General features: G+C 63.2%; 17 protein-coding genes. 13 read left to right on the top strand and 4 right to left on the bottom strand.

The annotated features are described in order from the left end of the window. The first annotated feature begins 143 nt into the window (after positions 1 to 143). The 6 genes from cobA (at position 144) to QMO82_RS13655 (ending at position 5,218) form a co-directional block, all read left to right on the top strand. Positions 144 to 983 carry a uroporphyrinogen-III C-methyltransferase gene (cobA, locus tag QMO82_RS13680; protein WP_183607025.1) on the top strand — a complete coding sequence of 280 codons (840 nt, stop codon included), beginning with the start codon at positions 144 to 146 and terminating at the stop codon, positions 981 to 983. Next, entirely contained in the window at positions 980 to 2,287 is a 1,308-nt protein-coding gene (locus QMO82_RS13675; protein WP_183607026.1) for a cobyrinate a,c-diamide synthase, read from the top strand. Before cobA ends, QMO82_RS13675 begins: the two co-directional genes overlap by 4 nt. Continuing rightward, complete coding sequence (cobD, locus tag QMO82_RS13670; RefSeq protein ID WP_183607027.1) at positions 2,284 to 3,327, top strand: threonine-phosphate decarboxylase CobD; 1,044 nt, start codon at positions 2,284 to 2,286, stop codon at positions 3,325 to 3,327. The genes QMO82_RS13675 and cobD overlap by 4 nt, the downstream gene beginning before the upstream one ends. Continuing rightward, positions 3,324 to 4,304, top strand: a complete 981-nt coding sequence (cbiB, locus tag QMO82_RS13665) for an adenosylcobinamide-phosphate synthase CbiB (RefSeq protein WP_183607028.1) — start codon at positions 3,324 to 3,326, stop codon at positions 4,302 to 4,304. Before cobD ends, cbiB begins: the two co-directional genes overlap by 4 nt. Before the next feature lie 136 nt (positions 4,305 to 4,440). Beyond that, the gene (locus QMO82_RS13660) at positions 4,441 to 4,641 is read left to right on the top strand and encodes a hypothetical protein (protein WP_097612989.1); all 201 of its coding nucleotides are present in this window, start codon (positions 4,441 to 4,443) and stop codon (positions 4,639 to 4,641) included. Positions 4,642 to 4,789: 148 nt separating this feature from the next. Further along, positions 4,790 to 5,218, top strand: a complete 429-nt coding sequence (locus QMO82_RS13655) for a L,D-transpeptidase (protein ID WP_183607029.1) — start codon at positions 4,790 to 4,792, stop codon at positions 5,216 to 5,218. 77 nt (positions 5,219 to 5,295) lie between these two features. Here QMO82_RS13655 and QMO82_RS13650 read toward each other — a convergent pair whose 3' ends face one another. After that, complete coding sequence (locus tag QMO82_RS13650) at positions 5,296 to 6,018, bottom strand: Crp/Fnr family transcriptional regulator (protein WP_183607030.1); 723 nt, start codon at positions 6,016 to 6,018, stop codon at positions 5,296 to 5,298. 442 nt (positions 6,019 to 6,460) lie between these two features. Here QMO82_RS13650 and QMO82_RS13645 point away from each other — a divergent pair, with 442 nt between their 5' ends. The 7 genes from QMO82_RS13645 to QMO82_RS13615 all read left to right on the top strand — a co-directional run bounded on the left by QMO82_RS13645 (position 6,461) and on the right by QMO82_RS13615 (position 12,893). Beyond that, positions 6,461 to 6,739, top strand: coding sequence for an acyl carrier protein (locus QMO82_RS13645; protein ID WP_003540486.1), 279 nt, complete (start codon positions 6,461 to 6,463; stop codon positions 6,737 to 6,739). Between the two features lie 199 nt (positions 6,740 to 6,938). Continuing rightward, complete coding sequence (locus QMO82_RS13640; RefSeq protein WP_003540474.1) at positions 6,939 to 7,421, top strand: 3-hydroxyacyl-ACP dehydratase FabZ family protein; 483 nt, start codon at positions 6,939 to 6,941, stop codon at positions 7,419 to 7,421. Continuing rightward, positions 7,418 to 8,623, top strand: coding sequence for a beta-ketoacyl-ACP synthase (locus QMO82_RS13635; RefSeq protein ID WP_183607031.1), 1,206 nt, complete (start codon positions 7,418 to 7,420; stop codon positions 8,621 to 8,623). Before QMO82_RS13640 ends, QMO82_RS13635 begins: the two co-directional genes overlap by 4 nt. An 11-nt stretch (positions 8,624 to 8,634) precedes the next feature. Continuing rightward, on the top strand, positions 8,635 to 9,921 hold the full coding sequence (locus QMO82_RS13630; protein WP_183607032.1) for a beta-ketoacyl-ACP synthase: 1,287 nt from the start codon (positions 8,635 to 8,637) through the stop codon (positions 9,919 to 9,921). Positions 9,922 to 9,977: 56 nt separating this feature from the next. Further along, the gene (locus QMO82_RS13625) at positions 9,978 to 11,006 is read left to right on the top strand and encodes a zinc-binding dehydrogenase (protein WP_183607033.1); all 1,029 of its coding nucleotides are present in this window, start codon (positions 9,978 to 9,980) and stop codon (positions 11,004 to 11,006) included. A 4-nt stretch (positions 11,007 to 11,010) separates the two neighbouring features. After that, positions 11,011 to 11,946: a lipid A biosynthesis lauroyl acyltransferase gene (locus tag QMO82_RS13620; RefSeq protein WP_183607034.1), complete on the top strand. Its 936-nt coding sequence runs from the start codon at positions 11,011 to 11,013 to the stop codon at positions 11,944 to 11,946. Positions 11,947 to 12,176: 230 nt separating this feature from the next. After that, positions 12,177 to 12,893 (top strand): PAS domain-containing protein, encoded by a 717-nt coding sequence (locus QMO82_RS13615; RefSeq protein ID WP_183607035.1) that lies wholly within the window; start codon positions 12,177 to 12,179, stop codon positions 12,891 to 12,893. 41 nt (positions 12,894 to 12,934) lie between these two features. Here QMO82_RS13615 and QMO82_RS13610 read toward each other — a convergent pair whose 3' ends face one another. The 3 genes from QMO82_RS13610 to QMO82_RS13600 all read right to left on the bottom strand — a co-directional run bounded on the left by QMO82_RS13610 (position 12,935) and on the right by QMO82_RS13600 (position 14,569). Then, positions 12,935 to 13,294, bottom strand: a complete 360-nt coding sequence (locus tag QMO82_RS13610) for a VOC family protein (RefSeq protein WP_097619196.1) — start codon at positions 13,292 to 13,294, stop codon at positions 12,935 to 12,937. Then, positions 13,295 to 13,693, bottom strand: a complete 399-nt coding sequence (locus tag QMO82_RS13605) for an SRPBCC family protein (protein ID WP_183607036.1) — start codon at positions 13,691 to 13,693, stop codon at positions 13,295 to 13,297. An 84-nt stretch (positions 13,694 to 13,777) separates the two neighbouring features. After that, positions 13,778 to 14,569, bottom strand: coding sequence for a helix-turn-helix domain-containing protein (locus QMO82_RS13600; RefSeq protein WP_183607682.1), 792 nt, complete (start codon positions 14,567 to 14,569; stop codon positions 13,778 to 13,780). Between the last annotated feature and the right edge of the window lie 149 nt (positions 14,570 to 14,718).

Raw genomic sequence — 14,718 nt, 5'->3', positions numbered from 1 at the left:
ATAATGTATTCATATTGTTGGGCGGGTTTATTGCCAAATCGAATCCGCCTCTTCGTGAAGTGAGTCATAGCAATCTTAGCAACTTCCAGTGAGGTGACGGGCGCGGCGTTGACCTTGCCCCTTGCTGGGCCTAGATCAGCAGGATGATCGATGCCGCATTCTCCCATCTTCCGGCACTGGAGCCGGGCAGCGTCTGGCTCGTCGGAGCCGGTCCGGGTGATCCCGGGCTGATGACGCTGCTTGCCGCCAAGGGGCTCGCCGAGGCGGATGTGATCGTCCACGATGCGCTGGTCAATGAGGAATGCCTGAAGCTCGCGCATCGCGGTGCCGAGTTGGAATATGCCGGGAAACGCGGCGGCAAGCCCTCGGCCAAGCAGCGGGATATTTCGCTGCGGCTGGTGGAGTTGGCGCGGGCCGGCAAGCGGGTGCTGCGGCTGAAAGGCGGCGATCCCTTCGTCTTCGGCCGTGGCGGCGAAGAGGCGCTGACGCTGGCCGAGCACAACATCCCCTTCCGCATCGTGCCGGGCATCACCGCCGGCATCGGCGGACTTGCCTATGCCGGCATCCCGGTGACGCATCGTGACATCAACCACGCCGTCACCTTCCTCACAGGTCATGATTCCTCCGGCATCGTGCCCGACAGGATCAACTGGGATGCGATCGGCCGCGGCTCGCCTGTTATCGTCATGTATATGGCGATGAAACATATCGCCGAGATCAGCGCCAATCTGATCGCCGCCGGCCGGTCGCCATCCGAACCCGTCGCCTTCGTCTGCAATGCCGCCACCGGCCGGCAGCAGGTGCTGGAGACGACGCTCGGGGAGGCGACCGAGGCGGTCGCCGCCTCCGGGCTGGAACCGCCGGCGGTGGTCGTTGTCGGCGAGGTGGTGAAGCTCCGGGCCTCGCTCGATTGGCTCGGCGCGCTCGGCGGACGGCGCTTGCTGCCCGATCCATTCTGCCGGTCCGGCAAGGTGCTGATATGAGTGGCCTCCTGATCGCAGCGCCGTCCTCCGGCGCCGGCAAGACGACGGTGACGCTCGGATTGCTCAGGGCGCTTCGCCGGCGCGGCATCGCGGTCGCGCCCGGCAAGGCAGGTCCTGACTACATCGACCCGGCCTTTCATGCGGCCGCAAGCGGCGCGCCGTGCCTGAATTTCGACCCTTGGGCGATGCGCCCCGAACTGATCTCGGCCAACTCAGCTCTTCACCGCTCCGGCGACCGCATCCTCGTCATCGAGGCGATGATGGGGCTTTTCGACGGAGCGGCAGACGGAAGAGGAACGGCGGCCGATCTTGCCGCCCAGCTCGGCCTGTCCGTGGTGCTCGTCGTCGATGCCTCGCGCATGTCGCAGTCGGTGGCGCCGCTGGTTGCCGGCTTTGCCGGTTTCCGCGCCGATGTCCGCGTTGCCGGCGTCATCCTCAACAAGGTCGGTAGCGAACGGCACGAGGCGATGCTGCGTCAGGCCCTTGAATCTATCCGCATGCCTGTTGTCGCCGTGATCGGCAGCGACAAGGCGCTTTCCCTGCCGGAGCGTCATCTCGGTCTTGTCCAGGCCGGTGAACATGCGACCCTTGAAAGCTTTATCGATCACGCGGCGGATGCCGTCTCCGAGGAGTGTAATTTCGAATTCCTGCTGCGCATTGCCAGGCAGGGGCTCAATCGGCCATCGTCCGCCAATATCGACCGGCTGATGCCGCTGGGCGCCCGTATCGCGGTGGCACGCGATGTCGCCTTTGCCTTTTCCTATGAGCACATGCTGCTCGGCTGGCGGCGTCGGGGTGCTGCGATCTCCTTTTTCTCGCCGCTTGCGGACGAGGCGCCGGCAGGTGACGCCGATGCGATCTATCTGCCCGGCGGCTATCCCGAGCTGCATGCCGGACGGTTAGCCGAGGCGCAGAATTTCCGCGCCGGCATGCTCGATGCGGCAGCACGCGACGTCAGGATCTATGGCGAGTGCGGCGGCTACATGGTGCTCGGCGATGGGGTGATCGATGCTGGGGGGAAGCGCTACGAAATGCTCGGCCTACTGCCCGTCGTCACCAGCTATGCCGAGCGCCGGCGCCATCTCGGCTATCGCCGTGTGACGCCCCTCGACGGCGCTTTCTTCGCACGGACGATGACGGCGCATGAATTCCACTATTCCACTGTCGTTTCCGAGGGTGAGGGAAAGCGGCTGTTTGCGGCGCAGGATGCACTCGGAACCGATCTCGGTGCTGTCGGGCTGAGGCGCGACCAGGTGGCGGGCTCCTACATGCATCTGATCGATCTGGCCGGAGCGGCCACATGAGCGCACCGATCGCCCATGGCGGCGGCATCACCGCCGCTGCCGCGGCCTTCGGCGGCAGGCCGGAAGACTGGCTCGATCTTTCCACAGGCATCAATCCGTGCCCCGTCGCCCTGCCTGACATTCCGGCAAGGGCCTGGCACCGCTTGCCGGACCGCGATCTCGTCGATGAGGCAAGGGTAGCTGCGCGTGATCATTATGGCACCGGCGAGATCCTGCCGTTGCCGGTGCCCGGCACGCAATCGGTGATCCAGTTGCTGCCGCGCCTGCTTCGACAGGGCAGGCAAGTTGCCGTGACGGACGAACGGGTCGCCGTGGCGGACGACAAGGTCGCCGTGGTGTCGCCGACCTATGGCGAATATGCGCGCGCCTTCACTGCGGCGGGTTTTGCCGTTGATGCGGTCAATGATGTCGCCTCGATTGGAGCTGGGCATCGGCTTGCGGTCGTCGTCAATCCGAACAATCCCGATGGACGCGCCTGGCCGGTTGAAACGCTGGTTGCCTTGCATGACAGGATGAAGGCAGCAGGCGGGCTTCTCGTCGTCGACGAGGCCTTCGGCGATACTGATCAGTGGCTCAGCCTCGCGAGCCGTGCGCAGCAGCTTTCCAACCTGATCATCTTCCGGTCCTTCGGCAAGTTTTTCGGGCTTGCCGGCCTGCGGCTCGGCTTTGCTCTTGCACGGGAGGATATCCTCGCACGTTTCGAGGATTGGCTAGGCCCTTGGGCGGTATCCGGCCCGGCGCTGTCGATTGCCGCCTCGCTGCTGCGTTCGGACGCTTCGACTATAGGCAGCCGCATCGATGAACGTTGCGCCGGCCTGCATGCGGCGCTGGAGGGTGCCGGGTTGCGAATAGCAGGAGGGACGGCGCTCTTCACCCTTGTCGCCGATACAAGGGCGAACGACATTTACACGCATCTGTGCCGCCATCATATTCTCGTCCGCAATTTCGATTATGCGCCGGAGTGGCTGCGTTTCGGGCTGACGCCCGATCCGGCGGCGGACAGGCGGCTTGGCGAAGCCCTTCAGGGATTTGAGCGATGACGATCGACGAAAACCTTCTCGTGCTGCTTCTGGCGCTGCTGCTCGACCGGATCGCCGGCGATCCGCAATGGCTGTGGTCGCGGGTGCCGCATCCCGTCGTCATCTTCGGCGCGGCGATCTCCTATGCCGACCAACAGCTCAATCCCTCAAGCCTGACGGGCTCCCAACGCCGGATGAACGGCGTTGCCGCGATCCTGACGCTGCTGCTTCTGTCGATCGCCGCAGGCTTCGTGTTCGACCGGTTCTTCGCGCTCTTCGGCCTTGCCGGCATCGTGCTGGAGGCCGGTCTTGTGGCGATCTTCCTGGCGCAGAAGAGCCTTGCCGATCATGTCGCGGCCGTCGCTACCGCTCTGCGCGACCACGGGCTTGCCGGCGGGCGAGCCGCTGTTTCGCGCATCGTCGGGCGCGATCCGGAGACGCTGGACGAGCCGGCCGTCTGCCGCGCGGCGATCGAAAGCCTTGCCGAAAACTTCTCCGACGGCGTGGTGGCCCCGGCGCTCTGGTATGCCGTCTTCGGCCTGCCGGGACTGATTGCCTACAAAATGTTGAACACGGCGGATTCGATGATCGGCCACAGGTCGGAAAAATACATCGATTTCGGATGGGCGGCCGCCCGGCTCGACGATATCGCCAACTGGCCGGCCGCCCGGCTCTCCATCCTGCTGATTGCCGCCGGCGCCTGGATCCGGCGGGGCATCAGCCCCTGCCGCGAGGCGATCCGGGTGGGGATGCGCGATGGTGGCCTGCACCGTTCGCCGAATTCCGGCCGGCCGGAGGCGGCGATGGCCGGTGCTCTTAACGTCCAGCTCGCCGGCCCCCGCATCTACGGCGGTGTCATCGTAACCGAGCCGATGATCAACGATGCCGGCCGGGACGTGGCAACCGCAGGCGATATCGACGACGGCGTGTCGGTGTTTAATGCGAGCTGCATGGTGCTCGCCGGTGTTACGTTCGGGTTGTTCTTGTGTTTTCTGTAGCGCCCGTGAGAATGCCCTCTCTGCCCGGCGGGGCAGAAAGGGTATCCCACGGCGCACCCACGCTCCCCGGTAGACAGCCCTCACTCAAACGTTTATTCCGACCGCCTCATACCTCCATCAGTCCGGAAGCAGAGCAATGACAGTCCAGGTTGAACTACCGTGCCCGAAGTGCAAAAGCACCAAGATGAAGTTCGAGCGTGCCGAGATCCGCGAGACCGACATCATCACCTGTGCCGCCTGCGGTCATAATCTCGGCACCATGGCCTCGATCCGCCAGAAGATGAACAAGGCCTACCAGCAGCTCAAGCAGCCTTCGGCGGCACGCAAGCTGCAGTGAGGCGGCCGCTGTCTTGCGGTGCCGTTTTCGGCTTAAACCTGTTAAAATTGTGATTACCATTCGGGTTAAAGCTAAATAGAAAGTATTTCCCTAGTCTCTCTGTCGTGAGGGCGCAGTTAAAACTGCGCGGGTGCGAAGAGGGGTTATCATGAAGACGATTTTGGCGGCTGCGGCCGCAAGTTTATTGCTGCAGTTTTCTCCGGTTGCCGCTCAAGCCGCAACCCTGGTTGCCAATATCAGCATCGGCAAGCAGACAATGACCGTCACCGAGAACGGTTGGGTGAAGTATCGCTGGAAGGTTTCGACTGCGCGCGACGGCTATGTCACGCCGACGGGTTCATGGAGCGCCAAGTGGCTGTCGCGCGATCATCGTTCGCGGAAATACGACAATGCACCAATGCCCTATGCGGTGTTCTTCAACGGCGGTTATGCCGTTCACGCCACCTACGACCTGAAGCGCCTGGGCCGGCCTGCTTCGCACGGCTGCGTCCGCTTGCATCCCGACAATGCAGCCCAGTTCTTCTCGCTGGCGCGCCAAGCCGGTCTTGCCAATACCCGCGTGGTCATTACGCGCTAACCCGCGCTAACCGCAAGGTTATGCGCCGTGCTAATCGCAAGGTTAGTGCCGCGCCAACTCCGGATAGGCGCTCCCGTTTACGTGCTGATCTTCTTTTCCAGCTCATGCATGTCGGGGACGATGATATGTCGGAAATTCTCGATGCGGATGACGCCGCTCTTGCGCAGCCTGGTCATCTGGCGGCTGACGGTTTCGATCGTCAGCCCGAGAAAGTCGGCGATCTCGGCGCGTGACAGCGGCAGGTCGAAGGCGGCGCTTGTTGCCCTTTGCGGCTCGGCATGGGTGGCGATGAGGTGGAGCAGGCTTGCGACCTTTTCCTCGGCAGTGCGCCGGCCGAGCGTCAGCATCCATTCGCGCGCGGCATCCAGCTCCTTCAGCGCCTGATCGTGCAGACTGCGCTGCAGCTCCGGCGTCTCCGATATCATGCGGTCGAGCAGGTTGCGGGGGAAGACGCAGATTTCGGCATCGGTCGCAGCCTCGGCCGACAGCGTGCTTTCGCGCACGAAAGGCCTGCCGATGAAATCGGGGGCGAATTGCAGGCCGACGATCTGCTGGCGCCCGTCTGGCATCACCTTGCAGAGCTTCACCACGCCGCGCATGATGTTCGAATAGAAAGAGCTTTCCGACCCTTGGGCGACGATCTCGCAGCCGGCATCGACCTTGCGGCGCAGCGAGTGGCGGCCGAGTTCACGCAGCTGGCTGCTCGACAAGGCGCCGCAGACGACGCCCTGCCGCGCCTGGCAGGACCGGCAGGCGACGGGGATGCCAAGCTCGAGAACCTCACCATGTGCGACGTCCATACCGTGATCCCTTCGAAATCCTGATGCCCCCCGGCCATGCCGGGCATGACCAGCATGCCGGGCATCTCCCCGACGATTACGCCGCGATCGCGGGTTCGGCTATCCCGATTTCTTCCCGCGCCGTTTGATCATTATCAATTTTGCCGGGATCGCGATTTGATCCAGATCAACTGTCGGTGCCTGCGGTTCCTGCGGGGAGGCGTTTGCGAGAGGGGAAGGCCGCACGCGGTTTTGATTCGGACGGTTTGGTCGCTCCGCTGGCGCAGCGGGCTTCCGGCACCGGCATCGCCTGTAGCCCCGATGATGGCAAAGGCCTGCATTCCATTGCTGTTTAGGCAACACCCGGCCGGCAAATTGCCGCAACGCCCGGACGAAAGCATTGGCTTTTGAAATGGATTTGCCTATGAGGAGGTTTAAATCGTCATTTCATGAGGTACAGCGCGTGACCGCTACATTCGATAAAGTTGCCGACATTATTGCAGAAACCAGCGAGATCGACCGCGCGACGATCACGCCGGAGAGCCATACGATCGACGACCTCGGTATCGACAGTCTCGATTTCCTCGATATCGTCTTTGCGATCGACAAGGAATTCGGCATCAAGATTCCGCTCGAAAAGTGGACGCAGGAAGTCAACGAGGGCAAGGTTTCCACCGAAGAATATTTCGTGCTGAAGAACCTCTGCGCCAAGATCGACGAGCTCAAAGCAGCCAAGGCCTGAGCGATATAATAGTCTCTATTTGAACGCCCTGCCGCCCTTGATATGGCGGCCGGGCGGTTTCGTTCCTAACTAGTGCACGCCGCCCAAATGTGTGCAGCGGTTTTGGGACAACGGCATGTACAAGAACAAAGACCTGAAGTGCGACGCGCTTCAGGCGTCACCGGCGGGCGGATCTGGCCTGTCGGGCCGGAGGATCCGAATGCTGCTGGAATATTTCCAGATGATTGACCGCGTCGAAGCGGTGGACCTGAAGAAGGGCACGCTCAAGGCGCGATCCGTCGTGCCGGCCAAGAGCCCCGTCTTCGAGGGCCATTTTCCCGGCATGCCGCTGGTTCCCGGCGTGCTCCTGATCGAGACCATGGCGCAGGCCTCCGGCATGCTGGTGCTCGCCGTCACCAATTTCGCCGCCATGCCCTTCCTGATGACGGTCGACGGCGCCAAGATGCGCACCTTCGTCGAACCGGAAGCCGTGCTCGACATCGAGGCGGTGCTCGAGCACGATGGTTCGGGTTTTGCGGTCACCAAGGCTAAAATCACCAGCGGCGGCAAGAAGGTCTGCGATGCGCAGCTGAAGCTTCGCACTATGCCGTTTTCCGAGGTGCCGCTCGGCGATATCGTGAAGAAACGTGCCGGCGAGATCGGGCTTTTGGAAGCGATCGCGGCTCAGGGAGTGATTGGATGAGCAAGGCTGCAAACGACGTCGTCATCTCGGGCATCGGCATCGTCACCTGTCAGGGCGTCGGCAAGGATGCGCATATCGCGCTGCTTTCGGCCGCAAGCGCGCCCAAGGCGATCGTCGAGACCGAGAAGTTCAAGCCCTATCCGGTGCATCCGCTGCCGGAGATCGACTGGTCGCAGCAGATCGCCAAGCGCGGCGACCAGCGCCAGATGGAGAACTGGCAGCGCATCGGCGTCTTCGCCGCCGGCTTGGCACTCGACGATGCCGGTTTCAAGGACGATATCGAAGCCTGCGGCACGATGGACATGATTGTGGCGGCCGGCGGCGGCGAGCGCGACATCAATGTCGATACGCTGATCGTCGACGAGGCGCTGAAGCGCAATGACCGCGAGCTGCTTTTGAACGAGAAGCTGACGACCGAACTCAGGCCGACGCTGTTTCTCGCCCAGCTTTCCAACCTGCTCGCCGGCAATATTTCGATCGTGCACAAGGTCACCGGCTCGTCACGCACCTTCATGGGTGAAGAAGCGGCTGGCATTTCGGCCGTCGAGACCGCCTTCTACCGCATCAAATCCGGCGAATCCTCGCATGCGCTGGTTGGCGGCGCCTTTGCGGCCGAGCGGCCCGACATGATCCTGCTCACAGAGGCGATCGGCGCCCATGCGCGCGGCGACTGGGTGCCGCTCTGGTCGCGCAGACCCAGCGACGGCGGCGGCATGATCACCGGTTCGGCAGGCGCCTTCCTGGTGCTCGAATCGCGCCAGCATGCTAGAGCCCGCGGCGCCCATATCTATGCCGTCATCGACGCCGTCGAGGGCGACCGCGGCAATCGCAATGCCGGTAATTTCGAAGTCCGGCTGGAGCGCCTCCTGGCGCCGGCCGCCGGCCTTGCCGCCGAGAGCACGGCGATCTTTTCCGGTTCGACCGGCATGCACGATCTTGCCGCCCGCGAGCGGGCGGTGCTCGAACATCAATTGCCCGACGTTGCAATCCGCGGCTTCGGCGGCGTCACCGGCCATACGATCGAGACGCAGTTCACGCTGGGTCTGGCGCTCGCAGCCCTTGCCGTCGACGGCAAGGCCAAGGTTCCGCCCTTCGATGCCGCCCATGAGGCGCCGATGCGGGCAGGCGCCACTGCCGCCATCGTGACCACGGTCGGCCACCAGCGCGGCGAGGGCGTTGCCGTTCTTTCCGCAGATGCGTGAGGAGTAAGGACATGACAGCTTCCGCTTACAGGGATCATCTCGGCCGTCCGATCGTTGCCGTCACAGGCATGGGCATCATCACCTCGCTCGGCCAGGGCCTCAGCGACAACTGGTCGGCCCTGACCTCCGGAACGTCGGGCATCCACGAGATCAACCGCTTCCCGACCGAGGGACTGTCGACGCGCATTGCCGGCACGGTCGATTTCATCGGCATTCCGGCGCCGAACGCCGTCGAGCGTTCCTATGCCTTCGCCCGCGAAACGACGATCGAGGCGCTGGCCGATGCCGGCCTTTCCGGCGATTTCAACGGCCCGCTGTTCCTCGCCGCCCCGCCGATCGAGCCGGAATGGAGCGCGCGTTTCGAGCTTGCCGACCGTTCGCCGGCATCCGATCATCCGGGGGATGCCTATGAGCGCTTCCTGACGGCGCTGCGCCAGCGGCCGGACCCGGCGTTCCATGAGGCAGCACTGTTCGGCGCTATTTCCGAGCGCCTTGCCGACCGGTTCGGCACCCGCGGCCTTCCCGTGACGCTGTCGACCGCCTGCGCTTCGGGCGTCACGGCGATCCAGCTCGGCATCGAGGCAATCCGCCAGGGCCGTACGACCCGGGCGCTGACGGTTGCGACCGACGGCTCGCTGAGCGCCGAAGCGCTGATCCGCTTCTCGCTGCTGTCTGCGCTTTCGACCCAGAACGATCCGCCGACCAAGGCCTCCAAGCCGTTCAGCAAGGATCGCGACGGCTTCGTCATCGCCGAAGGCGCGGCGACGCTGGTGCTGGAATCGCTGGAATCAGCGGTTGCCCGCGGCGCCAAGGTGCTCGGCATCATGAAGGGCGCCGGCGACAAGGCCGATAGCTTCCACCGCACCCGGTCGTCGCCTGACGGCGGCCCGGCGATTGCGACGATCCGCGCAGCGCTCGCCGATGCCGGCATGAGCGAGGGCGATATCGGCTATATCAATGCCCACGGCACCTCGACGCCTGAGAACGACAAGATGGAATATGGTTCGATGTCAGCCGTCTTCGGTGAGAAGCTGGTCGGCATTCCGGTCTCGTCGAACAAGTCGATGATCGGCCACACGCTGACGGCGGCCGGCGCCGTCGAGGCGGTTTTCTCGCTGCAGACGATGCTGACCGGGACGCTGCCGCCGACCATCAACTATAACAACCCCGATCCGTCGATCGTTCTGGATGTCGTGCCGAACAAGAAGCGGGAAGCTCAGGTTTCAGCCGTGCTTTCCAACTCCTTCGGCTTCGGCGGGCAGAATGCCAGCCTTGTCATGGCGCTCGAACCGGCTTAAGCGGTTCGCGACAATTTCAAAACAAGAAGACCGTCTTGAAGGCGAGGGATTTTGCCATGCGCGCTTTGCAACTGATCGATGACCGCAAACTTGAGATCACCGACCTGCCGGAACCGGACGCGCCTGCCGCCGGCGAGGTGACGTTGCGTGTCAAGGCGGTGGCGCTCAATCATATCGACGTCTGGGGCTGGCGCGGCATGGCTTTTGCCAAGCGCAAGATGCCGCTGGTCATCGGTGCGGAAGCTTCTGGCGTCGTCGAGGCGATCGGGCCGGGCGTCGCCAACGTGCTGCCGGGCCAGCTCGTCTCCATTTACGGCGCGCGCACCTGCGGCCTCTGCCGTCCCTGCCGCGAAGGCCGCGACAATCTCTGCGAACATGTTTCCGGCGTGCACGGCTTCCATCTCGATGGCTTTGCGCAGGAGAAGGTCAACCTTCCCTCGCGTCTGTTAGTACCGGCCCCTCCCGGCGTCGACGCGATCGGCGCGGCGCTTGCGCCCGTTACCTTCGGCACCGTCGAGCACATGCTGTTCGACAATGCCAAGCTCGAGCCCGGCGAGACGATCCTCGTCCATGCCGGCGGCTCCGGCATCGGAACGGCGGCGATCCAGCTTGCCAAGAAGATCGGCTGCACCGTCATCACTACGGTCGGATCCGACGACAAGATCGAAAAGGCCAAGGCGCTCGGCGCCGATCACGTCATCAACTACCGCACCGAACGCTTCGAGGGCGTGGTGCGCAAGCTCACCAAGAAGAAGGGTGTCGACGTCGTCTTCGAACATGTCGGCAAGGATACCTGGGCCGGCTCGATGCTCTGCATGAAGCGCGGCGGGCGGCTCGTCACCTGCGGGTCGACCTCGGGTGTTTCCACCGAGATGAACCTGATGATGCTGTTTCAGCAGCAATTGAAGCTCTTCGGCTCCTTCGGCTGCCGCATGGAGAACATGGCGGATGCGATGCAGAAAATGGGCCGTGGACTCGTCCATCCCGTCATCGACACCGAGGTCAGCTTCAGCGATATCGACCGGGCATTGGAACGGATGGAATCGCGCCAGATCTTCGGCAAGATCATCCTGAAGATGGATTGACCGCGTGAAGCTCTTCATCACCCGAATCGTTCTGGCGCTGAGGAATTTCCAGCAATGGCTGGTGGCCCAGGTAATGTTCGGTTTCCTGAATGTGCTGAAGCTATTTCCGGCCGATGGCGCGATCCGCTTCGCCGACAGGCTGATGCGCCGCCTCGGCCGGCGGACCCGCCGCCACAGGCTGATGCTGACCAATCTGCGCAACGCCTTCCCCGAGAAGAGCGAGGCTGAGATCGAGGAGATCGCACTCGGCAGCTGGGGCAATATGGGTCGGCTGGCCGCCGAATATGTCTTCCTCGACCAGTTGTTCGATTTCGATCCCGAAAAGTTGGAGCCGGGCAGGGTGGAGGTGTCGGGCATCCCTGTCTTTCTCGACCTGCGTGACAATCCGCGGCCCTTCATCGTTTTCACCGGCCATACCGCCAACTTCGAACTGTTGCCGGTGGCCGGCGCTGCCTTCGGGCTTCATGTGACCGTGCTCTTCCGGCCGCCGAACAATCCTTATGTCGCCAAGAAGGTGTTCGACTTCAGGAGCGTGCGCATGGGCAAGCTGGTGCCCTCGCATGCCGGCTCCTCCTTCGCGCTCGCCCGGCAGCTGGAAGCAGGCCAGGGCGTGGGCGTGCTCGTCGACCAGAAATTCCGCAAGGGGCTGAAGGGCACCTTCTTCGGACGCGAGGTCAAGACCAATCCGCTGCTGCCGAAGCTGGTGCGCCAGTTCGATTGCGAGGTCTATCCGGCGCGCTGCATCCGGCTGCCCGGAAATCGCTACCGGCTGGAAATCGAGCCGCGGCTGGATATGCCGCGCGACGCCAAGGGCAATCTCGACCTGCCGGCGGCCGCCCAGCTACTCAACGACAAGGTGGAAAGCTGGGTGCGGGAATATCCGGAACAGTGGCTCTGGTATCACGATCGCTGGCAAATCAAGCAGACGCTCGCGCCTTAGAAAGGGAGTCGCGTCGGGGCTGGAATCTGGAACCTGTTCCAAATGAAAAAGGTCCACCCTCATTTATCAGCGGTGAAAAGCGGCAGGTCCTGTCGGATTGAAACCGGGAACACTTCATGTTACCCGTCACCACTAAGGCGCGAATAATGTCTACTGCAGGGCGCATTTTAGAGGTGTAGCCAGGTCAGGTTTCGGACTCGTCTCTTGGGACAATGGGAGTTGGAGGCGTCTTGTTGGAGCTTTTTCGAGCTTTTTCCTTGCGTTGTACGCAAATCGAGGACGCCATACGCCTCGGCGACGATCAGCGCGTCACGGCGCTCGACCGCCATGTCGAGCCACTGGTCGAGGCCATCCTCGCCCACCGGGCGGTCAATCTGCTCGAAGTCTACATGCAACTGCAGTTTGTGACGCATCTGATCGGCCAGGACGCCGACGACAGCGCCAGCGTCACCGACCACACGACGGTGCTTTCCTTCCTGCTCGACCGTTATTTCGGGACACATGGGCCGGACTGGCGCGTGCCTTCGCCGCAGGATGCGCGCATCGAGCCGCCGGCGGCCTATGTCCCGGATACCGATAACGGCCAGTTCCTCAACGCGGTGATCCTTGACAGCATGCCGGATCGGGTGGCGGTGCTGACAAGGGATTATCGCTACCTCTATTCCAATCCCGCCAACAGCGCCCATCTCGACAGAAAGCCGATGGAACTGATCGGCCGTCATCTTTCCGAATTCATCGGCGAGGAGCGGTTTGCCGAATGCGCCAAGCACAAGCTCGACACCTGTTTTGCCGGCGGCCAGATCGACTACACCTATGAGCGCTCGGCCGGCAACGCCGGATCGCGGCAGGTGCGCTGTCGCATGTCACCGCTGCGCGACGCCGGCGGCACGGTGATCGGCGCGCTGATCGTCATGGGAGATATCGATCGGCAGCCGCAGGCTGGCTGATCCGATGCCTGCCTGCGGCTGCCTGATCATCGACTTTGCCCTCAGGCGGTCGCCCAGACGGCCAGTTCGTAACCGTCGCGGTCGAGGAAGTGGAAGCGGCGACCGCCGGGAAAATCGGTAATCGGCCGGCAGATCGTGCCGCCGGCCCTTTCGACCGAGGTCAGCACCTCTTCCAGATCCTTGGCATAGACGACGACAAGCGGGCCGCCCGGCCGCACGGGGCCGAAATCGGTGAAACCGCCCTTCAGCCGGCCATCGTCGAATTCGCAATAGTTCGGGCCGTAATCGGTGAAACGCCAGCCGAAGGCCGAGCCGTAAAAGGCTTTGGCGGCGGCGATGTCGGCGACGTTGAATTCGACATAATCGATGCGGCGATCGTGGTTTTCTGATTTATCGGCCATCTATCTCTCCATCAGGGCTTTCAGCATGGCGAGATCCTTCTCGACATGGGCGGCATCGGCGGCAAACTGCGCATCGGTCATGCCGGGCAGGCGCAACAGCGTGAACATGACCTCGCAGCCATCGCCGTTCGGCACGATGCGCAGCGCATTATAGACCCTGAGACCGGATTCGATCGTCACCGTATGGTCGATCACGCCGAATTCATTGGTCGGCACGAAGCTCACCTTGACGCTGCCAAGAGCGCCGTGGGCGATCCAATCGGCACCGTGAGGCTCGAGGCCGGTTGCGAGGCCGGAGGCCCAGAGCGGCATATTCTCCGGCTTGCCGGCGAAATCATAGACGTCGCGCCAGTCGCGCTCGATCGACAGGTGGATGATTTTCGCGGACATTGTCGGCATGGCTTGCAGGTCCTTGCATTTGGTTTCGTCAGAATAACAGACCGGCCGGCAGCGTCTTGAACAAAACGGTCAGCCCGGCCTTTCTCACTTGCTGAACTGGTCGAGTTGGCCGAGCTGGCCGAGAATGACGGCGGGCGTCAGTGTCGACAGTTCGCCGACCTCGCGCGTCATGTGGGGCTGGTCGGCAAAGCCCGCTTCGAGTGCAAGCCGGGCAAGCGGCATCACGTCCGACCTGCGGCAGAGGTCGAGGAAACGCTGAAACCGGCGGATGCGTTCCAACGTCTTGGCGCCATAGCCGAAATGGTGGTGGCAGCGGCGGCGCAGTTGCCTTTCGCTCATGCCAAGCCGATCGAGCAGACCGGACGCCTGGTGACCGCTATCGGCGGCGGCGAAGATCATGGCGGCGTCGCGGGCGGGTTCTTCCTCATCGCCGGCGGCCTCGAGCAGGCGGCCAAACAGCGCCATGGCTGTCGAAGGATCGGGACAATCACCAAGCCGCGCCTCGAATTCCGCCGTGTCCTTCCGGCCGATGTCGCCGAGCGGTACCGAACAGCCGACCAGCGCCGAGAGCGGTGTCTTCAGCCAGGGTGCCGCGGCCCCAGGCGCAAAACGTGCGCCGATGACGATCGTGCCGGGTCGGAGAACGGGAAAGGCCGCCGTCCTGTCGGGACCGGCGACGACCAGCCGGCCGCCGATCAAGAGGAGGTCGCAATAGCCGTCCGGCACGATCGCCACCATTGCCGGCGGTCCGTCATGCAGCGCATGCGACCAGAGCCGGCTGAAATGGCGTCTGAGCGGCGGCGGTGGCGCATACTCGCGGTAGCGGCCGGCGCGGGCCGCCAGCAGTGCCGTATCTTTCCGTCTTTCCGATGCCAATGCGATATCTCCCGAAACGCCGATGATACCATCAGATAGGGCGTTGAGGGCAGGTCGCGCAAAAACCTGCTGTCCGCCGATCAGCTTGCCGCCGGCCAGTTGTCGGACAAGTCGGCGTTGCAAGCCTCATTTCATTGACTTTTGCGAAC

It is taken from the genome of Rhizobium sp. BT04, from assembly GCF_030053135.1.
In the GTDB taxonomy this organism is placed as follows: Bacteria; Pseudomonadota; Alphaproteobacteria; order Rhizobiales; family Rhizobiaceae; genus Rhizobium; species Rhizobium binxianense.
This window is presented reverse-complemented; position numbering and strand designations above follow the sequence as displayed.